The sequence below is a fragment of the Stenotrophomonas maltophilia group sp. msm1 genome (genome assembly GCF_032025805.1).
Lineage (GTDB): Bacteria > Pseudomonadota > Gammaproteobacteria > Xanthomonadales > Xanthomonadaceae > Stenotrophomonas > Stenotrophomonas hibiscicola.
In genome coordinates this window covers 1,013,645-1,035,724 of sequence record NZ_JAVSKH010000001.1, presented here as the reverse complement: position 1 = coordinate 1,035,724, position 22,080 = coordinate 1,013,645, and the positions used below count along the sequence as shown (strand labels likewise).

At 67.6% G+C, this 22,080-nt stretch carries 21 protein-coding genes; 10 read left to right on the top strand and 11 right to left on the bottom strand.

All coding sequences use genetic code 11. From position 1 onward, the window contains the following. Positions 1 to 91: 91 nt before the first annotated feature. The 3 genes from ROV95_RS04565 to coaBC are packed head-to-tail and all read right to left on the bottom strand — an operon-like array spanning position 92 to position 4,182. Complete coding sequence (locus ROV95_RS04565) at positions 92 to 2,437, bottom strand: phosphomannomutase/phosphoglucomutase (protein ID WP_312543255.1); 2,346 nt, start codon at positions 2,435 to 2,437, stop codon at positions 92 to 94. A gap of 12 nt (positions 2,438 to 2,449) precedes the next feature. Further along, positions 2,450 to 2,923, bottom strand: a complete 474-nt coding sequence (gene dut / locus ROV95_RS04560; protein WP_005411999.1) for a dUTP diphosphatase — start codon at positions 2,921 to 2,923, stop codon at positions 2,450 to 2,452. Continuing rightward, entirely contained in the window at positions 2,920 to 4,182 is a 1,263-nt protein-coding gene (gene coaBC, locus ROV95_RS04555; RefSeq protein WP_111097663.1) for a bifunctional phosphopantothenoylcysteine decarboxylase/phosphopantothenate--cysteine ligase CoaBC, read from the bottom strand. The genes dut and coaBC overlap by 4 nt, the downstream gene beginning before the upstream one ends. A gap of 228 nt (positions 4,183 to 4,410) precedes the next feature. Here coaBC and ROV95_RS04550 point away from each other — a divergent pair, with 228 nt between their 5' ends. The 4 genes from ROV95_RS04550 (at position 4,411) to ROV95_RS04535 (ending at position 8,536) form a co-directional block, all read left to right on the top strand. Further along, on the top strand, positions 4,411 to 5,037 hold the full coding sequence (locus tag ROV95_RS04550; protein WP_312543252.1) for a response regulator transcription factor: 627 nt from the start codon (positions 4,411 to 4,413) through the stop codon (positions 5,035 to 5,037). 70 nt (positions 5,038 to 5,107) lie between these two features. Then, positions 5,108 to 5,812, top strand: a complete 705-nt coding sequence (radC, locus tag ROV95_RS04545; RefSeq protein WP_058981915.1) for a DNA repair protein RadC — start codon at positions 5,108 to 5,110, stop codon at positions 5,810 to 5,812. 114 nt (positions 5,813 to 5,926) lie between these two features. Continuing rightward, entirely contained in the window at positions 5,927 to 7,615 is a 1,689-nt protein-coding gene (argS, locus tag ROV95_RS04540) for an arginine--tRNA ligase (protein ID WP_134735231.1), read from the top strand. A gap of 21 nt (positions 7,616 to 7,636) precedes the next feature. Further along, the gene (locus tag ROV95_RS04535) at positions 7,637 to 8,536 is read left to right on the top strand and encodes an SPOR domain-containing protein (RefSeq protein WP_021204747.1); all 900 of its coding nucleotides are present in this window, start codon (positions 7,637 to 7,639) and stop codon (positions 8,534 to 8,536) included. 87 nt (positions 8,537 to 8,623) lie between these two features. Here ROV95_RS04535 and ROV95_RS04530 read toward each other — a convergent pair whose 3' ends face one another. Both ROV95_RS04530 and ROV95_RS04525 read right to left on the bottom strand, forming a co-directional pair. Beyond that, the gene (locus ROV95_RS04530; protein ID WP_021204746.1) at positions 8,624 to 9,376 is read right to left on the bottom strand and encodes an SDR family NAD(P)-dependent oxidoreductase; all 753 of its coding nucleotides are present in this window, start codon (positions 9,374 to 9,376) and stop codon (positions 8,624 to 8,626) included. A 99-nt stretch (positions 9,377 to 9,475) separates the two neighbouring features. Next, positions 9,476 to 9,964, bottom strand: coding sequence for a hypothetical protein (locus tag ROV95_RS04525; protein WP_134735232.1), 489 nt, complete (start codon positions 9,962 to 9,964; stop codon positions 9,476 to 9,478). An 84-nt stretch (positions 9,965 to 10,048) separates the two neighbouring features. On the opposite strand from ROV95_RS04525, the gene ROV95_RS04520 reads away from it, so the two are divergent. After that, a complete protein-coding gene (locus tag ROV95_RS04520) occupies positions 10,049 to 10,516 on the top strand; it encodes a DUF1456 family protein (protein ID WP_019661796.1) in 468 nt (155 codons plus the stop codon). On the opposite strand, the gene ROV95_RS04515 is transcribed toward ROV95_RS04520, so the two are convergent. After that, positions 10,485 to 11,372 (bottom strand): LysR substrate-binding domain-containing protein, encoded by an 888-nt coding sequence (locus tag ROV95_RS04515; RefSeq protein ID WP_312543247.1) that lies wholly within the window; start codon positions 11,370 to 11,372, stop codon positions 10,485 to 10,487. The two genes, ROV95_RS04520 and ROV95_RS04515, sit on opposite strands and share 32 nt — an antisense overlap. 143 nt (positions 11,373 to 11,515) lie before the next feature. Here ROV95_RS04515 and ROV95_RS04510 point away from each other — a divergent pair, with 143 nt between their 5' ends. After that, a complete protein-coding gene (locus tag ROV95_RS04510) occupies positions 11,516 to 12,664 on the top strand; it encodes an MFS transporter (RefSeq protein ID WP_345784571.1) in 1,149 nt (382 codons plus the stop codon). Here the strand turns inward: ROV95_RS04510 and ROV95_RS04505 are convergent. Beyond that, positions 12,661 to 13,359 carry a TorF family putative porin gene (locus ROV95_RS04505; RefSeq protein ID WP_312543243.1) on the bottom strand — a complete coding sequence of 233 codons (699 nt, stop codon included), beginning with the start codon at positions 13,357 to 13,359 and terminating at the stop codon, positions 12,661 to 12,663. The genes ROV95_RS04510 and ROV95_RS04505 overlap by 4 nt on opposite strands. 179 nt (positions 13,360 to 13,538) lie before the next feature. On the opposite strand from ROV95_RS04505, the gene ROV95_RS04500 reads away from it, so the two are divergent. Continuing rightward, positions 13,539 to 13,928 (top strand): DUF6165 family protein, encoded by a 390-nt coding sequence (locus ROV95_RS04500; protein WP_031270855.1) that lies wholly within the window; start codon positions 13,539 to 13,541, stop codon positions 13,926 to 13,928. A gap of 6 nt (positions 13,929 to 13,934) precedes the next feature. Here ROV95_RS04500 and ROV95_RS04495 read toward each other — a convergent pair whose 3' ends face one another. Beyond that, positions 13,935 to 14,612 carry a response regulator transcription factor gene (locus tag ROV95_RS04495; RefSeq protein WP_312543242.1) on the bottom strand — a complete coding sequence of 226 codons (678 nt, stop codon included), beginning with the start codon at positions 14,610 to 14,612 and terminating at the stop codon, positions 13,935 to 13,937. A gap of 190 nt (positions 14,613 to 14,802) precedes the next feature. Further along, entirely contained in the window at positions 14,803 to 15,375 is a 573-nt protein-coding gene (locus ROV95_RS04490) for an Ax21 family protein (protein WP_021204739.1), read from the bottom strand. A gap of 209 nt (positions 15,376 to 15,584) precedes the next feature. On the opposite strand from ROV95_RS04490, the gene ROV95_RS04485 reads away from it, so the two are divergent. Together ROV95_RS04485 and ROV95_RS04480 are read left to right on the top strand one after the other, a co-directional pair. Then, positions 15,585 to 17,987, top strand: a complete 2,403-nt coding sequence (locus ROV95_RS04485; protein ID WP_312543241.1) for a DPP IV N-terminal domain-containing protein — start codon at positions 15,585 to 15,587, stop codon at positions 17,985 to 17,987. Between the two features lie 91 nt (positions 17,988 to 18,078). Then, on the top strand, positions 18,079 to 18,438 hold the full coding sequence (locus ROV95_RS04480; protein WP_312543240.1) for a DUF1428 domain-containing protein: 360 nt from the start codon (positions 18,079 to 18,081) through the stop codon (positions 18,436 to 18,438). Between the two features lie 15 nt (positions 18,439 to 18,453). On the opposite strand, the gene ROV95_RS04475 is transcribed toward ROV95_RS04480, so the two are convergent. Then, entirely contained in the window at positions 18,454 to 19,134 is a 681-nt protein-coding gene (locus tag ROV95_RS04475; protein ID WP_312543239.1) for a hypothetical protein, read from the bottom strand. A gap of 106 nt (positions 19,135 to 19,240) precedes the next feature. Then, entirely contained in the window at positions 19,241 to 20,101 is an 861-nt protein-coding gene (locus ROV95_RS04470) for a histone (protein WP_312543238.1), read from the bottom strand. Positions 20,102 to 20,591: 490 nt separating this feature from the next. On the opposite strand from ROV95_RS04470, the gene ROV95_RS04465 reads away from it, so the two are divergent. Further along, positions 20,592 to 22,025, top strand: coding sequence for a Do family serine endopeptidase (locus ROV95_RS04465; protein ID WP_019661805.1), 1,434 nt, complete (start codon positions 20,592 to 20,594; stop codon positions 22,023 to 22,025). Positions 22,026 to 22,080: the final 55 nt, after the last annotated feature.

The window sequence follows — 22,080 nt, the reverse complement described above, 5'->3', positions numbered from 1 at the left end:
CTGGCCGGCAACTGCAGGGTGTGTGAGGTTCATGGGCTTGCCGGCTTGCCGGCCAGCGGCACTACCCATTCTGCTGCAGCTTCCAAAGGGGTCAGAACCCCAGCGGGGTGTCGCCCAGCACCGGCTGCAGCTGGCTGCGGAACAGCGCCTGGATGCGTTCCAGTGCGGCCTCGTCGTTGCCCTCGAAGCGCAGCACCAGCACCGGCGTGGTGTTGGAGGCCCGCACCAGGCCCCAGCCATCGGGGAAGTCCACGCGCAGGCCGTCGATGGTCGACAATCGGCCGCCGACATACGGGTTGTCCGGCGACTGCGCCGCCGCCACCAGCATTGCCACCAGCGCATGCGGCGTGCCGTCGGCCACCGGCACCTTCAGCTCCGGCGTGGCCACCATCTCCGGCAGCTCGCCCAGTACCTCGTCCGGGGTCTCCTCGCGCTGGGCCAGGATCTCCAGCAGGCGCGCCGCCGCATACAGGCCATCGTCGAAACCGAACCAGCGCTCCTTGAAGAAGAAGTGGCCGCTCATCTCGCCAGCCAGTTCGGCATCGGTCTCGCGCATCTTCGCCTTCATCAGCGAATGCCCGGTCTTCCACATCAGCGGGCTGCCACCATTGCGCAGCACGTGGTCGGACAGCTTGCCGGTGCACTTCACGTCGTAGATCACCATCGCGCCGGGGTTGCGCATCAGCACGTCGGCGGCGAAAAGCATCAGCAGGCGGTCGGCATAGATGATTTTGCCGTCAGCACTGACCACGCCCAACCGGTCGCCATCGCCATCGAAGGCGACGCCGAGGTCGGCCCCGAAGCGCTTGACCGTCTGCACCAGGTCTTCCAGGTTGGCCGGTTCGCTCGGGTCGGGATGATGGTTGGGGAAGGTACCGTCGACATCGCAGTACAGCGGAATGACTTCAGCACCGATGGCTTCCAGCAGTTGCGGTGCCAGTGCGCCGGCCACGCCGTTGCCGGCATCGGCCACGACCTTCAGCGGACGGTCCAGCTGCACGTCGTCGGCGATGCGCTGGATGTAGTCGGCACTGACATCGCTCTGCTGGTAATCGCCCGGCTCCGCAGCCTGTACCAGGCGGCCCTCGACGATGCGCGCGTAGAGATCGGTGATGGCATCGCCGGACAGCGTCTCGCCGCCGATGACAACCTTGAAACCGTTGTACTCGGGCGGGTTATGACTGCCGGTCACCGCCACGCAGGTGCCGGTACGCAGGTGGAAGGCGGCGTAGTACACCACCGGAGTCGGCGCCAGGCCGATGTCGATCACCGCACAACCGGCGCGGCGCAGGCCCTCGGCCAATCCTGCGGCCAGTTCCGGGCCGGACAGGCGGCCATCGCGACCGATCACCACCTCGCGCAGGCCCTGCTCCAGTGCCACGGTACCGATGGCCTGGCCGATCAGCGCGGCGGTCTTCGGCGTCAGTTGGCTGCCCACCACGCCGCGGATGTCGTAGGCGCGGAAGATACCGGCCGCCAGTTCCTCGGCCGGAACCGGCGGCGGGGGCGGCGGTGCACTTTCAGTGGTGCTGGCCCCGGCCACCGGCGGCGGCGCCATCTGCAGGCTCTCGCTCAGGGTCGGGCCATGATCCGCTTCCGCCACGGCCGCACGCCGCGGCAGCGGCAGCGTCTTCGGCAGGCGGCCGCGACCCACCACCAGCAGCACGGCGATGAACGCCAGCAGCAGCGCAACGATGGCGCTGGCCAGCGAACCCAGGCCCAGCGGACCGGGTTCGATATTGGGTACCGCGGCCACCAGCCGCAACGGGGTACCCGGGATCGGCCGCGCCAGGACTTCGGCACTTTCGGCCAGGCTGGCATCGCCCAGGGCGACGAGGTCATGCGCGCCCTGGCGCAGGCCAAGGAAACCGGCCGATGGCGCACTCACCTGGTCCAGCGGCGAGGTCAGGCGCAGCAATGGCTGGCGCACGTAGAGCACTGCCGGGCCCAGGCTGCCCAGCGGCACCGGTGCCGCCAGGCCAAGACGATTGCCACCCCCATCGCGGACCACGCGCAGGCTGGGGCCGGCCTCGGCAAGCGCTCCTTCCAGCAACGCCAGGCGGGCATAGCCGAACGTGGCCGGGTCGGCGTAGGCATTGGCCAGATCGGCGGTCAGCACTTCAGCATGCTCGACGCCGGTCCAGCTCTCGCGGACCGCGAGTGCCGCCGCAGCGGCATCGCCGGCCTGCAGCGCCTGCTGCACGCGCTCGTTCTTCAGCTGCTGCTGCAGCTGCTTCAGCTGGCCGGCGGCGGCCTCCTGCAGGCCCTGCACAGCCTGGTCGCGCGCAGCTTCCAGCGCCTGGCCGTTGGCCTCCTGGCGCCATTGCTGCACCGCGCTCCATCCGAACCAGCCGGCCAGCAGGACCAGCAGCACCCCCAGTAGTGGTGCACTGCGTCCCAACGACCGTCCCCGCTGTCCTTCCCCGATGCCGCTCATCGATGTCCCCTGTCAACGCACCCCGGTATGGCCGAATCCACCCGTTCCGCGCACGCTGTCGGTGAAAGTATCCACCACCTGCAGGCTGACGCGGGCAATCGGCACCACCACCAGCTGCGCGATGCGATCACCCGGCTCGATGGTGAACGCCTCGCGGCCGCGGTTCCAGACGCTGATCAGCAGCGGTCCCTGGTAGTCGGCGTCGATCAGGCCGGTGCCATTGCCGAGCACGATGCCGTGGCGGTGGCCGAGCCCCGAACGCGGCAGGATCACCGCGCACAGGTGCGGGTCGGCGATGTGGATGGCCAGGCCACTGGGCACCAGCGCGGTGTCGCCCGGCTGCAGGGTCAGCGCGGTATCCAGCGCCGCGCGCAGGTCCATGCCGGCGCTGGCTTCGGTGGCGTAGGCCGGCAGCGGCCAGCTGTCGCCAAAGCGCGGATCGAGCAGCTTGACCTGCAGGGGTTGGGAAGTGAAAGCCTGGGTCATGCCTGGAGTCTCCGCGCGATCAGCGCCAGCAGTTGTTCGGCCAGCTCGCGCTTGGAGGTGGCCGGGAATACCTGTTCACCGTCCTGCCAGAAGGCAGTGGCGGCATTGTTGTCGCTCTCGAAACCACCGCCGCTGATGCCGACCTGGTTGGCGATCACCAGGTCAAGGCGCTTGTCGACCAGCTTGCCACGCGCATACTTCTCCACGTCGTGGGTTTCGGCGGCAAAGCCGACCACCAGCTTCAGCGACTGCGTCTGCGCGGCAACTTCGGCCAGGATGTCCGGCGTGCGCACCAGCTCGATCACCAGCGACTGGCTCTCGGCGGTCTTCTTCAGCTTCTGCGGTGCAACCTGGCGCGGTGTGTAGTCGGACACCGCAGCGGCACCGATATAGATGTCGGCCGGCAACGACTTCAGCACGGCATCACGCATCTGCGCGGCCGAGCGCACGTCCACACGCTGCACGCCGGGAGGCGTCGGCAGCTGCACCGGGCCGCTGACCAGCACCACCTGGGCGCCCATCGTCGCGGCGGCCGCAGCCAGGGCAAAGCCCATCTTGCCGCTGCTGCGGTTGCCGACGTAGCGCACCGGATCGATGTCTTCATAGGTCGGGCCAGCGCTGATCAGCAGGCGCAGGCCCTGCAGCGCGTGGGTTTCCGGTGCGGCAACCGCCGCTGCAGCACTGCCATTGGCCGCCAGCGCGGCGACGATGTCGCCGGGCTCGGCCAGACGACCCGGACCGGATTCGCCTTCGGCCAGCGGACCGTCGACCGGGCCGATCACCTGCGCGCCGCGCTGGCGCAGCAGGGCGATGTTGGCCTGGGTGGCCGGATGCAGCCACATGCGGTGGTTCATCGCCGGGCAGATCGTCAGCGGCGCGGTGCTGGCCAGGCACAGGGTGCTGACCAGGTCATCGGCGTGGCCCTGGGCCAGCCGCGCGAGCAGATCGGCGGTACCTGGGGCGACCACGATGCGATCGGCCCAGCGCGCCAGTTCGATATGGCCCATGGCCTGTTCGGCGGCGCTGTCCCACAGCGTGGTGCGGGTCGGCTGCCCGGACAGCGCCTGGAAGCTGAGCGGAGTGACGAACTGCTGGGCACCGGCAGTCATCGCCACCTGCACCTGGGCACCGGCGTCGCGCAGGCGCCGCACCAGTTCCAAGGCCTTGTAGGCCGCGATCCCGCCTCCGACGCACAACAGCAGTTTCTGACCTTCCAGCGCGCGGGCCGGCGCGGGAGAAGCGTTGGGGGAGTCAGCCACCTGGAATTCCTGTGCAAACGAGGGCGCTAGCTTACCCGAAGGTCGGTAATGTCCCGGTGCCCGGTGCACATAGCGGGCGGCTATCAGCAGATGGAGCCCGCCTGCATTGACCCGGCATTCACCCGGTATCGGTTTCGGACCTTTCCTATACCTCCAGGGGCCTGCGCTTTTGCAGAATCAGGCATTGGCTGCCGCCCGCCGTGGCCTGTTCGATCTTCGAGGAACCGCGTGCGTCCACGCATCATCATTGCCGACGACCATCCCGTGGTCCTGCATGGCATCGCCATCGTGCTGCAGACCTACCTGATGGACATCGTCGGCAGTGCGCGTGACGGCGCCCAGCTGCTGGACCTGGTGGACCGCCACGTCTGCGATGCAGTCCTGACCGACCTGTCGATGCCGGGTGCCGGCCCGGACGGTCCGGAGCTGATCGACGCGCTGCGCGTGCGTCGCCCTGGCCTGCCGGTGGTGGTGCTCACCGGCGCCCGCCATCCCGGCCTGCTGGACGGCCTGCTGCGGGAGGGCATCAGTGGCCTGGTCGACAAGTGCGCCGATTTTGCCGAGCTGCCCCAGGCGCTGAACGCCGCATTGGCCGGGCACGTATTCGTCTCCCAGCAGCTGCGCCATCACCTGCAGGCCCGCGACCTGCTGTTCCCGCGCGAACCGGCACCGCTGTCGGCACGCGAGAAGGAAGTGCTGGATCTGCTGGCGATCGGCCTCAACGTGAACGAAGTCGCCAAGCGTTGTGGGCGCAGCCCGAAGACCATCAGCCGGCAGAAGGCCGAAGCCAAGCGCAAGCTGGGGCTGCAGAACAACCAGGAACTGTTCGACTACCTGCAGACCCGGCGCGACTGAGGTATCGACCGACCCGGGCCCGCGGCAAGCCCCGATGGGAGACGCCGCCGAAGCTGGCGATGATGCAGGCATGCCCATCCATGACTGGCCCGAACAGGAACGCCCTCGCGAGAAGCTGATCGCGCGCGGGCCCACGGCACTTTCCGACGCCGAGCTGCTGGCCCTGTTCCTCGGCTCCGGCTTCGGCGGCCGTGATGCCGTGCAGACCGCGCGCGACCTGCTGCAGGCGCATGGCCCCTTGCGGGTGCTGCTCGACCGTCCCGCGGGCGAACTGGCCCGCTTGCCCGGGCTGGGCCCGGCGCGCAGCTGTACGCTGGCTGCCGGGCTGGAACTGGCCCATCGCTACCTGGCGGCTGAGCTGGAGCACGGCGAGGCGGTGGGCAACAATCCGGCGGCGGTCGGCCGCTACCTGCAGCACCGGCTGCGTGGCCAGGCCCGCGAGGTCTTCATGGCCCTGTTCCTGGACAACCGCCACCGCCTGATCGCCTGCGAAGAGCTGTTCCACGGCACCATCAACGCCGCGCCGGTCTACCCCCGCGAGGTGGTCCGGCGTGCCCTGCTGCACAACGCGGCGGCGGTGATCCTCAGCCACAACCATCCTTCGGGCGACCCTGAACCGTCCAGCGCCGATACCCGCATCACCGATGAACTGCAGCAGGCGCTGGCGATGGTGGACGTGCGCCTGCTGGACCACTTCGTGGTCGGCGAGGGCCGTCCCGTTTCATTTGCTGAACGGGGCCTGCTGTCCCCGCCCCAGCCTCGGCTGTTCGGCTGAGCGCGCCCCCTTCAGGCGCCACCGGCCGCCCCCGCAGGCATGTTCTGGTCAGCGTGGGCGCGGGTACATGCGCTAAAATGGGCGATTCCGCCGCTCATTCTCACAGCAGGCCTCGTGAAAAATCTCCTCCGCGCCCTGATCAGCCAAGGCATCGAAGCCTTGCGCGCCAATGGCACCCTGCCCGCCGACTCCCTGCCGCCGGACTTCGTGGTCGAGCGCCCGAAGACCCGCGACCACGGCGACTTCGCCACCAACGCCGCGATGCTGCTGGCCAAGGCCGCGCGCAGCAATCCGCGCGCACTGGCACAGGCTCTGGTCGAGGCGCTGCCGCGCAGCGAGGACGTCAGCAAGGTCGAGATCGCCGGCCCCGGCTTCATCAACTTCCACCTGGCCCCGGCCGCGTACCAGCGCGAAGCCGCGTCGGTCATCAAGGAAGCCCACGACTACGGCCGCAACCTGTCCGGCAATGGCCGCACAGTGGGCGTGGAGTACGTGTCGGCCAACCCGACCGGCCCGCTGCATGTCGGCCATGGCCGCGCGGCGGCCATTGGCGACTGCGTGGCGCGAGTGCTCGATGCCAACGGCTGGAACGCCAAGCGTGAGTTCTACTACAACGACGCCGGCGTGCAGATCGAGAACCTGGCGCTGTCCACCCAGGCACGGATCAAGGGCATCGCGCCGGACCAGGACGGCTGGCCGGAAGGTGGCTACCGCGGTGAGTACATCGCCGACGTCGCACGCGCCTACATGGCCGGCGCCAGCGTCGACCTGGAAGGCAGCACCGTGGTCGGCGCCAAGGACCCGGACGACATGCAGGCGATCCGCCGCTTCGCCGTGGCCTACCTGCGCAACGAGCAGAACCTGGACCTGGCCGCGTTCGGCGTCGACTTCGACATCTATTTCCTGGAAAGCTCGCTGTACGCCGACGGCAAGGTAGCCGAAGCGGTGGCCAAGCTGCAGGCGTCTGGTCATACCTATGAAGAAGGTGGCGCGCTGTGGCTGCGCAGCACCGACTTCGGTGACGACAAGGACCGCGTGATGCGCAAGTCCGACGGCACCTTCACCTACTTCGTGCCGGACGTGGCCTACCACCTGTCCAAGTGGCAGCGCGGCTACGAGCGCGCGATCACCGAACTCGGTGCCGACCACCACGGCTCGCTGGCGCGTGTGCGCGCCGGCCTGCAGGCGATGGAAGTGGGCATTCCGCAGGGCTGGCCGGAGTACGTGCTGCACCAGATGGTCACCGTCATGCGTGGCGGCGAGGAAGTGAAGCTGTCCAAGCGTGCCGGCAGCTACTTCACCCTGCGTGACCTGATCGAGGAAGCCGGCCGCGATGCCACCCGCTGGTTCCTGATCGCGCGCAAGCCCGATTCGCAGCTGACCTTCGACATCGACCTGGCCCGCCAGCAGAGCAACGACAACCCGGTGTTCTACGTGCAGTACGCGCATGCCCGCGTCTGCAGCCTGCTGCGCCAGGCGCAGGAGAAGGGGCTGGTGTATGAACAGGCTGATGGCCTGGCCAACCTCGGCCGCCTGGCCGACGACGCTTCGCTGCTGCTGATGAACGAGATCTCGCGGTACCCGGAAGTGGTGGAGGCGGCCGGCGTGGCGCTGGAGCCGCATCTGGTGGCGCAGTACCTGCGTGAATTGGCGCACGCGTTCCACACGTGGTATCACGGGACGCCGGTACTGGTGGAAGATGCCGCCGATCGCAACGCCAAGCTGACCCTGGCCTGCGCTGCCCGCCAGGTGCTGGCCAACGGCCTCGACCTCCTGGGCGTCAGCGCCCCGGAAAAAATGTAAGCATCAGGAGACGCAGTACCCATGGCAGCACGACGCGGCAAAAACCAGGCACGACGCAACAGCAGCAGCCAGGGCACACCCGGATGGGTGTGGCTGGTCGCTGGCGTGGCGATTGCGGCCGTGGTGTTCCTGGCGGCGCCGAACCTGTTCAAGGGCGAAGGCGATGGCTTCCTTCGCGCCGGACCGCAGCCGAACCCGAACGCGCAACCGGCCCCGGTCGCTGACGCCGACAGCGATGTCGGCACCCAGCCGGCCGCACAGCCGGCTACGCCGAAGCCGGCCGAGCCGGAAAAGCCGGCCGCGACCCAGTACGACTTCTACACCCTGCTGCCGGGCAAGGAAGTTGAAATGTCCGACGCCGAACTGGCCGCCAGCGCGCGTGCCGAAGACCAGCGCCGGGCCAGGGCCGAAGCGCAGCGCGCGCAGGCTGCACTGGAAGGCAAGCCGGTTCCGCCGCCCGCGGCGCCAGCACCCACAGCCACGGCCAGCGTGGCCAGCACCGCCCCGGTGACCGCGACCAGCCGTCCGCTGCCGGCACCGCTGAGCGAACGCCCGGCGGCGGCAACGCCTGCAGCCGGCACCCCAACGGCGTCGACCAGCAACGCCGCGGCCACGCCTGCAGCACGTGCGGAAGCCGCACCGGCAGCGACCGGTACTCCGGCAGCTGCTGCACCGGCTGCCGCCGACAACGCCCGCTACATCCTGCAGGCCGGTGCGTTCGGTGCCTCCGGCGATGCCGAGGCGACCAAGGCCAAGCTGGCGATGATGGGCCTGGCGGCACGCGTGGAATCGGCGCAGATCAACGGCAAGACCGTGTACCGCGTGCGTATGGGACCGTATGGGAGCGCCGGCGAACTGTCCGAGGCCAAGCAGAAGCTGGATGGCACTGGCCTGCAGGCGATGGCGATCAAGGCACAATAAGCCTGCCGCTGTGAACGAAAAAGCCGGGCAATGCCCGGCTTTTTCGTTTCTGTAGAGTCGAGCATGGCTCGACTCTACAGACGACCGTCAGCCTTCGCGGGCGACCTGAAAACCGGCGAAGGACTGGCTGACCGGCATCAGCTCCAGGCGATTGATGTTCAGGTGCGGCGGCAGGCTGGCCACCCAGAAGATCTGTTCGGCGATGTCTTCAGCGGTCATCGGGTTGGCGCCGGTATAGAGCTTGTCCGATGCCGCCTGGTCGCCATGGGTACGCACCACGGTGAACTCGGTTTCAGCCATACCCGGCTCGATCGTGGTCACGCGCACGCCGGTGCCGTGCAGGTCCGAACGCAGGCCCAGCGAGAACTGGCTGACGAAGGCCTTGGTGCCACCGTAGGCGTTGCCACCCGGGTACGGGTAGACGCCGGCCACCGACGAGATGTTGATGATCGCGCCCTTGCGCTCCACCAGCTGCGGCAGCAGGCGATGGGTCAAGGTCACCAGCGCGGTGATGTTGGTGTCGATCATCGTGGTCCAGTCCGACAGCTTGGCGCTCTGTGCCGGCGCGGTGCCCTGTGCCAGGCCCGCGTTGTTGACCAGCAGATCGATCTGGCCGAACGCAGGCGGCAGTGCCAGCAGGGCCGCCTCCATTGCCACCGGATCGCGGATGTCGAAGGCGGCGGCGTGAACCACGTCCTTGCCGTAGCGCTCGACCAGCGGCTGCAGGCGTTCGCCGCGGCGGCCGGTGGCGATCACCTTCCACCCGGCCTGGGCGAAGCGGTGGACGGCGGCGGCGCCGAAGCCGGACGTGGCGCCGGTAATCAGGACAGTGCGGGTCATCAGGCAACTCCAGGGGGAAAAACCGGACGCCCATTCTGGCACCGTCGGCCCGCCCCTGCGTTGCCGATGCCGGCTGACCACGCCCGGGGCGTGCGCGGCTCAGCGCACGCGGAATACCCGGGCCTTGGGCAGGTCTTCGTCGACCTGCAGGAACCAGCGCCCGGCAATTCCTGGAACAACGGCGATCTGCGGCGACTGCAGCACCTTGCGCAGCTTCATCTGCCCCTTCATCACCTGCCATTGCTGGCCGTTATCAAGGGCGAACAGCGTGCCGGGCTGCCAGCCTGCGACCTCTCCGACCACGCGTGCATTGACCGGTCCTTCTTCCAGGCCCAGATGCATTGCTGCCGGTGCCGGCACATTGGCAGGCAGCGGCGCAGCGGCGGGGGCCACCGCTGCCGTCGGCCCGGTGGCCGCGCGCTCTGCCTCGCGCAGTACCCGGTTCAGTGCCTGCAACTGCGCTGGATTGAGCCCGACCTCGGCCAGTTGGGATGCACTGAGGCGCCGCTCGACGGGTACGAAGCGGTCCTGGGCGAAGGCAGCGAAGCTGCTGGCGAGCAGCAGTGCGGAAAACAGATACCGGCGCATGCAAGGGTCTCAGCGAACGAGTGCCCACGATGCTGCAGTTCGATGACACTCCGGTGACACGCCAGGGGCCGCTACAATTGGACCATGATCAACAATGATGTCCTGCGCAGCGTGCGCTACTCCCTGGACCTGGGCGACCACCACGTGGTGGCCCTGTGCCAGATGGCCGACCCGGCCTTCGCCGTGGAGACCGAGCAGGTGAAGGCTTGGTTGCGCCGCGAGGACGAAGCCGGTTTCGAGGCGATGAGCGACAGCGCGCTGGCGCACTTCCTCGATGGCCTGATCGTGCACCTGCGCGGTCGCGACGAGAACCAGCCGCAGCGCGCGGTGGAGACCCGCATCGACAACAACCTGGTGCTGAAGAAGCTGCGCGTGGCGTTCCAGCTGCGCGACGTCGATCTGATGGAGATCTTCGCCAGCGCCGGTTTCAATGTCTCCAAGTCGGAAGTGGGCGCACTGTTCCGCCAACCCGGGCACGCCAACTACCGGCGTTGCCTGGACCAGATGCTGCGCAACTTCCTCAAGGGCCTGAGCCTGCGCCTGCGCGGCTGAGCACGGCCTCGACGAACTCCCGCGCCGCCGGTGTCGGCAGCCGCTGCCAGACCAGGTGCACGCGGCGGGTCGGGGTCGGCTGCAGCGGAATCCGCACCACGCCTTCAAAGCCTTCGGCGATCAACGCCGGCACGATGCCGACCGCCAGCCCATGGCGGACGAAGCGCTCGACCAGTTCCATCAGGTTGACCTCGAAGCGGACCGTGTGCGGCAGGCCGGCGGCGGCGAAGGCATCGTCGGTCTGCCGCCGCGCACCGGTGCCTCGCGGGAAGTCGACCAGCGCTTCATCCTGCAGTTCGGTCAAGGGCATCCGCTTGCGCCGGGCCAAGCGGTGCGACGGCGCCAGCACCGCCACCAGGTCTTCTTCCTGCAGCATCTGGTGGCAGACCCCGTCCAGGCCGGCCGAGGGCGCCAACCCCACCAGTGCCACGTCCAATTCACGCGACTGCACCTGCGCGATCAGATCCTCGCTCTTGTCCACCCGCAGCTGGAACTCCACCTGCGGGTGCGCCTGCTGGAAGGCTGCCAGCATCGCCACCACGTCGATGCCGGTCAGCGAGGAAATCTGCCCGATCGCCAGCAGGCCACGCACCTCGCCACTCACCGCGGCCACGTCGGCGCGCAGGTGGCGCAGGCTGGCCAGCACCTGGCGTGCGTGCACCAGCAGCGCCTCACCGGCCGCCGTCGCCCGTACCTGGCGCGGCAGGCGTTCAAACAGCGGCGTGCCCAGTTCCTGCTCCAGGTAGGCAATCTGGTGGCTCAACGCGGACTGCACCACGTGGCAGCGTTCGGCGGCACGGGTGAAATTGCCCTCTTCGGCCAGGGCGACGGCAAATTCGAGCTGCTTGAGATTCATCCAGCTATCTCGTTTCCAGATGGCGTGGATGATGATGATTCATTTCCATCATGACCGCAGCAGGCGGACACTGTGCACCCCGCTTTGTGGAATACCGCGTGAGTCCGTCCCTCCCCCCTCTGCACCGCTGGCAGGTGCTGCTGATGTCGGTCGCCACCGGCGTGGCCGTGGCCAGCAACTACTATGCTCAGCCACTGCTGCATACCGTTGCCGATGCCTTCGGTGTGCCGTTCGGCCAGGTCGGCATGGTGGTCACCGCCGCGCAGCTGAGCTATGCCGCCGGACTGATCCTGCTGGTGCCGCTGGGAGACCTGTTCGAACGCCGGCGCCTGATCGTGGTGATGAGCCTGTTGTCCGCCGGCGGGCTGGTGATCAGTGCCTGTGCGCCGTCGCTGGCCTGGCTGCTGGCGGGCACCGCGATCACCGGCCTGTTCTCGGTGGTGGCCCAGGTGCTGGTGCCGTTCGCGGCCACGCTGGCCGCGCCGGAACATCGCGGTCGCGTGGTCGGCACGTTGATGAGCGGCCTGCTGCTGGGCATCCTGCTGGCACGTACCGTGGCCGGCCTGCTTTCCAGCCTGGGCGACTGGCGCCTGGTGTACGCGATCGCCGCTGCCACCCTGGTGCTGACCGCACTGGCATTGCAGCGCGGCCTGCCGCGCTTCCACCACAGCGCCGGCCTTGGCTACTTCGCATTGCTGCGCTCGATCGGCGTGCTGTTCGTGCAGGAACCGGTGCTGCGCCAGCGCACGCTGCTGGGCGCCTGCAGCTTCGCCATGTTCGCGATCTTCTGGACGCCACTGGCGTTCCTGCTGGCACAGCCGCCGTATGCCTACAGCGACGCCACCATCGGCCTGTTCGGGCTGGTCGGCGCGGCCGGTACGCTGGCGGCCGGCCTGGCCGGCCGCATGTCCGACCGTGGCCAGACCGGGCGTGCTACCGCCATCGCGCTGGCGCTGCTGCTGCTCTCGTGGCTGCCACTGGGGCTGTCGGCCCACTCGTTGCTGGCGCTGCTGGTCGGCGTGGTGGTGCTGGACCTGGCCGCGCAGCTGTTGCACGTCAGCAACCAGAACCTGATCTATGCACTGCAACCGGCAGCGCGCAACCGCCTCAATGCCGGCTACATGACCGGCTACTTCATCGGCGGTTCGCTGGGTTCGCTGCTGTCGGCGCAGGTCTACCAGCGCTTCGGCTGGACCGGCGTCTGCGTAGCCGGTGCTGCGGTGGCGGTGCTGGCCCTGCTGCTGTGGCTGCCCGGCGCGCTGCGTGCGCGCCAGGCCTCGGTGGCCGACTAGAAACTGCCCTGCAGCGCCAGCTCCCAGCGTCCACCGGCATTGCCCGGGAACAGGCGCTTGGCCGCGTTGTCGGTGTCATGCACGGTGGCCCGCAGCTCCCATGCCGGGGTCAGCGTGGCAATGGCACTGAGCTGGCCATGCAGGTAGTCCGGGCCCTGCGCGGTGGCCACCCAGTACTGGCCCACGGCCGCTTCCAGGCGGAAGCGTTCATGCAGCGGCACACGCACGCCCAGCTGGGCATAAGTGCCGCGATGTCCGCCGGCCAGTGCATCGTTGGAATGGGCGACCTGCAGCCAGGCACGCTGCTTCCAGGTCGCGGTGGTGCTGAGCTCGGTCCAGTCCAGCGCGCGGCCGGTGCCCGGGTACACATAGCGGGTCAGGTTGGCATCCAGGGTCCAGTCCGGTGCCAGCGCGCCGGACCAGCCTGCCACCAGATCGAACTCGCTGCGCGCGCCATTGTCCGGCTTGAACGAAACGTTGGAGCCCCACACGCTGGCGTACCAACCCGATGGGATCGAAACCTTCGCACCCGCCTGCACCGCCGGGTCGCCGTCGCTCTGCGAGCTGCCACGCCACACGTAGTCACTGGTCAACGCCGCACTGCCACTGACCTGTAACTGTGCCTGCGCGCTGCCGATCCCGAGCAGCCCTGCCAGGGCGGCCACCACCGCCGCCATCATCCCCTTGCTGTTCACTGCACTGTGTTCCTCGTCGAAGGCGGTTATGCCGCCGGGAACGCAGTGTCGAGGCGGTGGCCGTAACGGATCGAGGGTGCTGCCGGGGCCGTGGCGCAAATTCGGCGTAAATCCCGTGAATCGGGGCCACATGCCTGCAGCGCGGTATCATGGTGCCCTGTTTCCAGAGAACCAACCGCGTGGACGCCATCCTGACCCCGGTATCGATCGGCGAGCTGATCGACAAGATCACCATTCTCGAGATCAAGGCCGAACGCATCGACGATGCGGCCAAGCTGAGCAACGTGCGCACCGAGCTGGACGGCCTGCTGCCGTTGCTGCAGCAGCAGCTGCAGGCTCAGCCGGCGCTGGCCGTGCTGAAGCAGCAGTTGAAGGCAATCAACGAGCGCATGTGGGACATCCAGGACCAGCTGCGCGACAAGGAAGCGGCCCAGGTGTTCGACGATGGCTTCATCCAGCTGGCACGCGGTGTCTACGGCACCAATGGCGAGCGCGTGCAGGTGAAGAACGAGATCAACCGCGTGGCCGGTTCGGCCCTGGTGGAAGAGAAGCAGTACCAGGGCGAGTAAGCCCGCTCATCCGCATTCGAGCAGGTGCCGGATGCGGAACAGCTCACCATCGCTGTGGATGCCCAGCTTCTCGTACGCCGTCCGCTTCTGCGTGCTGATCGTACTGGCCGTGCGCCCGAAGCGCCGCGCCACCTCCCCGGTGGTGCAGCCCTGCAGGACCAGCCGGAGCACCTCGCGCTCACGTCGGCTCAAGGGCGTCAGCACCGGCGCCGGTGTGCGCCGCATGCGTGATCGGTTCAACTGCGTGCGCAGCTCCGGGGGCACGAAGCGGCCGCCACGGGCCAGTACCTCCACCGCTCGCCGCAGCATCGCCGGCGTGGTTCCCTTTGACAGGAAGCCGCGCGCGCCGGCCTGCATCGCCATGGTCACCATGCTGGCATTGCAGTGCGCAGACAGCACCAGCACCGGCAGCAGCGGCCAGCGCCGCGACAACAGCCGCAACAGGGACAGGCCCTGTTCGGGACCATAGGGCGCCAGCAGGTCGATCAGCAGCAGGTCGATGCCATCCGGCTGGCGCTGCAGCAGATCGAGCAGATCAGCTTCGCGGGTGAAGCTGCCACAGACCTGCACGCCACCGTGCTGGCAAAGCACCACCTCCACCCCCAGACGCAGCACGGGATGCGGCGCCAGCATTGCCAGGCGGCGGGGCCGATCGAGGGGCAGAGCGGGAACGGCAGGCGGCATCACATGGATCCGACGATACGAAGTGCCCACCGTAGGGCCGCGCCGGGAGCAGCGGAATCCAATTTATTGCAACGCAGCAGCGGCCTCGGAACATGCTCAGCTGCGGTTTCGGGTCGTCACAACGCAACAGGCCCGGCATGAGCCGGGCCTGTCGAGGCATCTTCAGCGCGCAGGCGCGCCGAGGAAGCAATTACCAGCTGAAGCGCGGGCCGACGGTGTATTCCTTGTCGCCGTCGCGGTTCATCTTCAGCTCGCCGTTCAGGCCCCAGTTCTGGTTCAGCTTGACCTGACCACCCAGGCGGCCGTACCACTGGCCTTCCGGATTGATGCCGTGCTTCTTCGAGAAATCTTCGTAGCCGACCATGCCGTAGACTTCGGCGTGGGCACCGAAGGCGGTGCGGATACCGGCTTCAGCGCTGTAGCCGTTGAAGTCCAGGCCGTGCTTCTGGTCGCGCTTCTGGTAGGCAACGCGAGCAACGAAGTCGGTGGTCGGGGCGATTTCAACGTTGTAGCCGGCGCCGATCTTCCACTGGTCCAGCTTGATGTTGGTGTGGTCGATTTCCTGGCGGCTGTAATCACCGAAAGCGTGGAAGTTCGGCAGGAAGCCGTACGAGCCCTTCACGCCCCAGCCGTCGGCCTTGAACGCATCGATGTCGGTCTTGGCGTAGTCGGCTTCGGCATAGTTGTACGACAGGTTCTCAGCAGCCGAGGCGGTGAACGGCAGGGCAGCGGCCAGGGCCAGAGCAATCAGCGAATTCTTCATGGGGGTACACCTTTACTTTCTTATGGTGTGCAGCAGCGCCAGAGCGCCATCGCATCGGGAATGTAAATTCTCCGTTATTCGCCACAACGCTCCCTGAAAACAGCGGTATTCGCATTGCTGAATTTTCTGGCTTGATTCAGGCTGTCTCTGGCATACGCGCGCGGCGCGCGTGCATTTGTCATCCGCACCGACTGCAACAGGAGGTTGCCTTGCACGTTTCCGATCCGCTGCTGATGCCTGTTCGCGCCGCCCTCCTGGCCTGCGCTTCCCTGTTTCCGATCCATGCCGCGCACGCGCTGCAGGCGGCTGACTACCAGCGCGCCGAACGCGTGCATGACAGTCATCTGCGCGGTGCGCTGCGCAATGCATCGGTCCTGCCCCACTGGGTGGCCGATGGGCGCTTCTGGTACGAACGCGAAGACACACAGGGCCGGCGCCAGGCGATACTGGTCGATCCAATCCAGGCTACGCGCCAGATCCTGTTCGAACCCGATGCGCTGGACGCCGCAGTTGCACCTCTGGGTGCCAGCGGGCCACGTCTGCGCTTGAACAACGTGCAGGTACTGGATGATGGCCTGCGCCTGCAGTTCAACGGCGAGGCGGAGATCAACTGCCAATGGCCACGCCTGCAGTGCACGGCCGCACAACAGGCGTTGCCGCCGGCTGATGCACTGCCGTCGCCCGGCGGTGATGCCTGGCTGCAGGTACGCGACCACAACCTGTGGCTGCAGCGCTCTGGAGCGGCGCCGCAGCGACTGACCCAGGGCGGTGAGGCTGGGCATGGCTATGGCGTACTGCCGGACTTCACCCTGCGCGGCATTCCACGCCGTCTGGGCCGGATGCCGGCACGACCGTTTGCGGTGAGCTGGTCACCCGATGGCCGTTACGCAGCCGGCATCCGCTACGACGAACGCGCGCTGCAGGACTATCCCTATCTGGAAAGCAGCCCGACCCACAGCGCGCGGCCGCGCGTGCATACCGTGAAGCTGGGGGTACTGGGCGATGCACAGCAGGTATGCGACAGCCTGTATGTGATCGATATCCCCAGCGGCAGGCAGCATGACATCGCGCTGCCCGAGGGCTGGAACACGCTCAATGAGGCCGGCATCCTGGGTTGGGACGGCGATCGGTTGTATGCCGTGATCGCGCACTTCGGCACGCCGCGCAGGCTGCGCCTGGTGGAGATCGATGCCAACAGCGGTGCATTGCGCACGGTTGTGGAAGAAGCCAGCGACACTCGCCTCCAGCTCAACGTGTATTCCTACAACCGGCCCGCGGTGGCCATCCTGCCCGGGCAGGACACCGCCGTGTGGTTCTCGCAGCGCGATGGCTGGGGCCATCTGTACCGGGTGCGCCTGTCCGATGGCAAGGTGCTGCGCCAGCTCACCCGCGGCAAATGGGTGGTGCGTGACCTGCTGGGTGTGGACGCTGCGGGTGGCTGGGCGTACTTCAGCGCCGGTGGCGTCGACGGTGGCGACCCCTACGTGCGCGGCCTGTACCGGGTATCGCTGCAGGGCGGTCCGATCCAGCGCCTGGCCGCCGATGGCAACGACCACATGGCCGATGCCGGTACCGGCGCGCTGTTCGGGGGGCGCGCTCCCCAGGCGCTGTCGCCTGGCGGTGGGTATCTGGTGGATACCGTTTCCCGTCTCGACCAGCCACCACGCACCGTGCTGCGGGCCAGCGATGACGGACGTGAAGTGATGGTGCTGGAAACAGCCGATGACAGCGCGATCGTTGCTGCCGGCTGGCGCGCACCACGGCGCGAACGGCTGCTGGCCGCCGATGGACGCACGCCGATCTTCGCCACCGTCTACCTGCCCCGCGACTATCGCGATGATGGCAGCTTCCCGGTGATCGACGCGATGTACGGTGGTTCCTTCATCAGCAATGCGCCGGTGACCTACGCCGAGGCGGTGTCTGCCCTGAATCCGGTATCCCGCGCCAGCCTGGCCGAACTCGGCTTCATGGTGGTCAGCATCGATGCGCGCGGCACCGGTGGCCGCAACAAGGCGTTCCATGACAGCAGCTTCCTGCGCGCCGCCGATGTGCAGCTGGATGACCATGTGGCTGCGCTGCGCCAGCTGGGCGAACGCTACCCGGGCATCGACCTGGAGCGGGTCGGCATCTACGGGCATTCGTTCGGCGGCTATAGTGCAGCGCGCGCCCTGCTGCGCTATCCCACGTTCTACAAGGTGGGCGTGGCCTCGGCTGGCAGCCACAATTTCCAGGGTATGTACGGCGGCGCCCTGCACGGCATGGACCGGCTGTTCGGTGGGGTGCTGCCGGCCACGCCCACTGCCGAAGGCGTGCCGGCGCCCTTTGCCGGGCTCGACAATGCAGCACTGGCCGGCAACCTGCGCGGGCATCTGCTGCTGGTCTATGGCGAACTGGACGAGAACGCGCCACCGGCGCTGACCCTGCAGCTGGCCGCCGCCCTGAACAAGGCCCAGCGCAGCTACGACCTGCTGTACCTGGCCCGGCAGGACCACGAACTGTTCCGCAACGACGCCACCTACACGCACCGCATGTGGGACTACTTCGTGCGCCACCTGGCCGGCCAGCAGCCACCGGATACGGTGCTGGCGCCGCTGCCCGGTGGCCCGGGCTGAACAGGCGCACACAGGATGTCGATCCACGACGCCCTGGTTCGTCGGGTACTTGAAGGCCGTGCATGCGGCACGGTCCATCCGGAGGCAGGCAATGAGCTACATCGATGGTTTCGTCCTGGCGGTGCCCACCGCCAACAAGGAGAGGTTCCTCGCCCACGCACGCACAGGAGATCACGTTTTCATCGAATACGGCGCGCTGCGCGTGGTCGAGTGCTGGGGCGATGACGTGCCGCACGGCAAGACCACCGACTTCTTCGGCGCGGTGAAAGCCACGCCGGACGAGACGGTGGTGTTTTCCTGGATCGAATGGCCCGACAAGCCGACCCGCGACGCCGGTATGAAGAAGATGATGGAAGACCCAAGGTTTGATCCGGCGACGAATCCGATGCCGTTCGACGGCGCGCGGATGATCTACGGCGGCTTCGTGCCGATCTACGAACTGACCCGCTGAACCGGGCGGACGTGCTCAGCGCGCGTCCGTTTCATCGCTGGCAGCGGCATGGCCGGCGCCCAGTGCGGCGCCAGCGCCGAGGCCCACACCGCCCATCCCAGCGCCCATTCCGCCACCGCCACCTCCTCCACCCGCACGACCGCCCTTGGCATCGCCCTTGCCGCCGACACTGGCGCCACCCGGCCGGGTCGGCCCCTGCGGCGGTATCTGCAGGTCGGTCGGAATCGGCGCCAGATCCAGCGCTTCGCGCACGAAGTCGCGCAGCGAGACCACCAGTTCATGGGTATGTACCGGCCGCCCCTGTGCCAGTTCATTGGCGGCACGCGCGGCCAGCCGCACCTGTTCGTCGGTGCCCAGCAGCAGGATGTCCGACAACGCCGCTTCCACGGCATCACGGATGCGGCGCGCGCGATCCGAGCGGGGCTCGGCAATGCCCTCTGCATCCTCGCGCTGGCGAAGGTCACGGCGATGGCTGGGGTCCACACCCAGTTCGCCGGTGAACGAACCGCCCAGGGTCTTGTAGGCCGCCATCAGCGTGCGCAGCCGTTCGTTGATCTGCCGGTTCTCGCGCTCGCGGCGCTGCTGCAGGGTCTGCATCACCAGCAGGCGGATGCCCACGCCCAGCAGGGTGATCAGGACCAGGCCGGCCAAGGTGGACAGCACGCCCTGCCAGGAACTGAAGTCAATACCGCGCATGCCCCGGGCTCCAGCAGGAAGAACCTGCATCCTGCTCCAGACCGCGTCCCTGAAACGCGAAAGGCCCCACCACCCGGGGGTGGCAGGGCCTTCGGTCACGGCGCGATTACTTGCGCTTGGCGACCTTGCGCACGGCCTTCCTGGCCGGAGCCTTCTTGGCGGCGACCTTCTTCAGCGGCGCAGCCTTCTTGGCAACCGTCTTGCGGGTGGCGGCAACCTTCTTGCCCACTGCCTTCTTGGCAACGGCGGTCTTCTTGCCGACGGCCTTCTTGGCGACGGCAGCCTTCTTGCCGACAGCCTTCTTGGCGGCCGTGGTCTTCCTGGTGGCGACCTTCCTGGTGGCGGCAACCTTCTTGCCGACGACCTTCTTCGCAGCCACGGCCTTCTTGCCAGCAACCTTCTTGGCGGCGACGGTCTTCTTGGCCACGGCCTTCTTGGCGGTAGCGACCTTCTTGCCAACTGCCTTCTTGGCAACAGCGGTCTTCTTGCCGACGGCCTTCTTGGCGACGGCAGCCTTCTTGGTGGCGGCCTTCTTCGCGGTGGCGACCTTCTTGCCGGCAGCCTTGGTGGCGGCCTTGGTGGTCTTCTTGGCAGCGGCGGCCTTCTTGGTCACAGCCTTGCCTGCAGCCGCCTTCTTCTTGGCCACTTCATTCTTCAGCGCAGCGGCTTCGGCCTTGGCGTTCTTCTTGGCGGCTTCCAGCTTCTTCTTGGCGTTGGCAACAGTCTTGCCGACCGACTTGGCAGCCTTCTCGGCCTTCTTGGCAACGGTCTTCTCGACCTTGGCCACGGCCTTCTTGGCCTTGGCAACGCGGGTACCGGCAGCCTTGGTGGCGCGCTTGACGGTCTTCTTGACCGACTGCACTGCGTCTTCGGCAGCGTGGGCGATGGTCTCGCCAACGTTGGTGGCGGTTTCTTTGACGTTCTCGACGGCGTCGGTCACGACCGACACACCATTACCGTTGCTCATGTTGCCCTCCTGGGGGCCTTAAGTATCAAAACGGGGCGATGCTATACCGACATTGACGATCGTGGAACGGGGCACGCACGAGCAATCGCATCTGATGCGACGGCAATGGTGTAGTCGGGTACCCTCGCGAGTACGATGTGTTGACGGGAAACCCCTTTTTTTCAGTGCTGCGCCGCACGATGCGGGCAGCGGCAGGGGCTGCGTGCGCACACCCGCCCGGACGTAGCGAAAGGCATGCGATATGGCGCATCGCGGCATCGGGATGCGCAGAACTGCGCAAGCATCGGCCTGCATACCCACGCGCCTGGGCAGACGTCGGCACAGTGCGAGGAACCTCCGGCGTTGCCGCCTGCGGCCCACGGTAGCGATGCTGGACCGGGTTCCGGGCATGGCGTTTTCATGGCGCATTTATCCATATCGCGACACACTCATTCAGCTTGTTCTACCGTAGGGCCGTACCGCCCCCACCCACGCCAGCGAACCGACTCCCATGCGACCGCTTCCTACCCTGCTCACGCTCGCAATCGCCGCCGCCTTCGGTGGCTTCGTTGCCACCGGCATCAATGCCCACATGGACAACCGTGCCGACGCCGCGCCGCTGCCGGCGGTGTTGCCGACCACGGCGGCCTTGCCGGCTTCGGTGGCCGGTCAGGCGGTGCCGTCGCTGGCACCGATGCTGGAAAAGGCAATGCCGGCGGTGGTCAGTGTCAACACCAAGCAGGTGGTGCGCGTGCGCAACCCCTTCTTCAACGACCCATTCTTCCGCCGCCTGTTCCCGGATATCCCACAGGAACGCATCAACGAATCGCTGGGCTCGGGCGTGATCATCGACGCCAAGGAGGGGCTGGTGCTGACCAACCACCATGTCATCGACAACGCCGATGACGTACAGGTGACACTGGCGGACGGGCGCACGGTCAAGGCCGAGTTCCTCGGCTCGGACCGCGACACCGACATCGCGCTGATCCGCATCCCGGCGCAGAACCTGACCGACATCAAGCTCGGCAACAGCGACCAGCTGCGCGTAGGCGACTTCGTGGTGGCCATCGGCAACCCGTTCGGCTTCAGCCAGACCGTTACCTCGGGTATCGTTTCGGCGGTGGGCCGCAGCGGCATCCGCGGGCTGGGCTACCAGAACTTCATCCAGACCGATGCGTCGATCAATCCGGGCAACTCCGGTGGCGCGCTGGTCGACCTGCAGGGCCAGCTGGTCGGCATCAATACCGCCAGCTTCAACCCGCAGGGCAGCATGGCCGGCAACATCGGCCTGGGCCTGGCGATTCCTTCCAACCTGGCGCGCAGCGTGGTCGACCAGCTGGTCAAGCACGGCGTGGTGGTGCGCGGCACGCTGGGCGTGGAAAGCCAGAACCTGACCGCGCAGATCGCGCAGGGCCTGGGCCTGGGCGAAACCCGCGGTGCGCTGATCACCCGCGTGCTGGCCGGCTCGGCCGCCGCCGCAGCCGGGCTGAAGCCGGGCGACGTGGTGGTGTCGGCCAACGGCCAGCGCGTGGACAGCGCCGAGGCCCTGCACAACGTGGAAGGCCTGGCGGCCGTCGGCAGCGCGATGACGCTGGACGTACGCCGCGAAGGCAAGCCACTGCAGATCAAGGCGACACTGAAGGAACAGGCGCGCGCGGTCACCGGTGAGAGCCTGGACCCGCGCCTGACCGGTGCGACCTTCGTCGACCTGCCCGAGTCACTGCGCCAATCCGGTGTCGGCGGCGTGCTGGTCAGCGAGGTCAAGCGCGGCAGCCGCGCTGCCAGCAACGGCCTGCAGCAGGGCGACATCATCACCGACGCCACCGTGGGCGAATTCGCCGACCTGGCCAGTTGGCGCGCCAACTTCCAGCAACGCCCGCCGACCCTGGTGGTGCGCGTGCTGCGCAACAACGGCCAGCAGCAGGGCCAGCTCGTGATGCGCTGATCGCCCTGCCGTAACACCCCCTATACCCCGGCAATGCTATTGCTGTCAGTCCAGG

What these genes read in the sequence shown, in the direction of transcription:
- ROV95_RS04510 (WP_345784571.1), top strand. Translation starts at nt 11,516, where the DNA reads ATGTCGGTCGCCACCGGCGTGGCCGTGGCCAGCAACTACTATGCTCAG.
- ROV95_RS04490 (WP_021204739.1), bottom strand. Translation starts at nt 15,375, where the DNA reads ATGAAGAATTCGCTGATTGCTCTGGCCCTGGCCGCTGCCCTGCCGTTC.
- ROV95_RS04565 (WP_312543255.1), bottom strand. Translation starts at nt 2,437, where the DNA reads ATGAGCGGCATCGGGGAAGGACAGCGGGGACGGTCGTTGGGACGCAGT.
- ROV95_RS04495 (WP_312543242.1), bottom strand. Translation starts at nt 14,612, where the DNA reads ATGCCGCCTGCCGTTCCCGCTCTGCCCCTCGATCGGCCCCGCCGCCTG.
- dut (WP_005411999.1), bottom strand. Translation starts at nt 2,923, where the DNA reads ATGACCCAGGCTTTCACTTCCCAACCCCTGCAGGTCAAGCTGCTCGAT.
- ROV95_RS04520 (WP_019661796.1), top strand. Translation starts at nt 10,049, where the DNA reads ATGATCAACAATGATGTCCTGCGCAGCGTGCGCTACTCCCTGGACCTG.
- radC (WP_058981915.1), top strand. Translation starts at nt 5,108, where the DNA reads ATGCCCATCCATGACTGGCCCGAACAGGAACGCCCTCGCGAGAAGCTG.
- ROV95_RS04515 (WP_312543247.1), bottom strand. Translation starts at nt 11,372, where the DNA reads ATGAATCTCAAGCAGCTCGAATTTGCCGTCGCCCTGGCCGAAGAGGGC.
- ROV95_RS04535 (WP_021204747.1), top strand. Translation starts at nt 7,637, where the DNA reads ATGGCAGCACGACGCGGCAAAAACCAGGCACGACGCAACAGCAGCAGC.
- ROV95_RS04525 (WP_134735232.1), bottom strand. Translation starts at nt 9,964, where the DNA reads ATGCGCCGGTATCTGTTTTCCGCACTGCTGCTCGCCAGCAGCTTCGCT.
- ROV95_RS04465 (WP_019661805.1), top strand. Translation starts at nt 20,592, where the DNA reads ATGCGACCGCTTCCTACCCTGCTCACGCTCGCAATCGCCGCCGCCTTC.
- ROV95_RS04530 (WP_021204746.1), bottom strand. Translation starts at nt 9,376, where the DNA reads ATGACCCGCACTGTCCTGATTACCGGCGCCACGTCCGGCTTCGGCGCC.
- ROV95_RS04480 (WP_312543240.1), top strand. Translation starts at nt 18,079, where the DNA reads ATGAGCTACATCGATGGTTTCGTCCTGGCGGTGCCCACCGCCAACAAG.
- ROV95_RS04470 (WP_312543238.1), bottom strand. Translation starts at nt 20,101, where the DNA reads ATGAGCAACGGTAATGGTGTGTCGGTCGTGACCGACGCCGTCGAGAAC.
- ROV95_RS04475 (WP_312543239.1), bottom strand. Translation starts at nt 19,134, where the DNA reads ATGCGCGGTATTGACTTCAGTTCCTGGCAGGGCGTGCTGTCCACCTTG.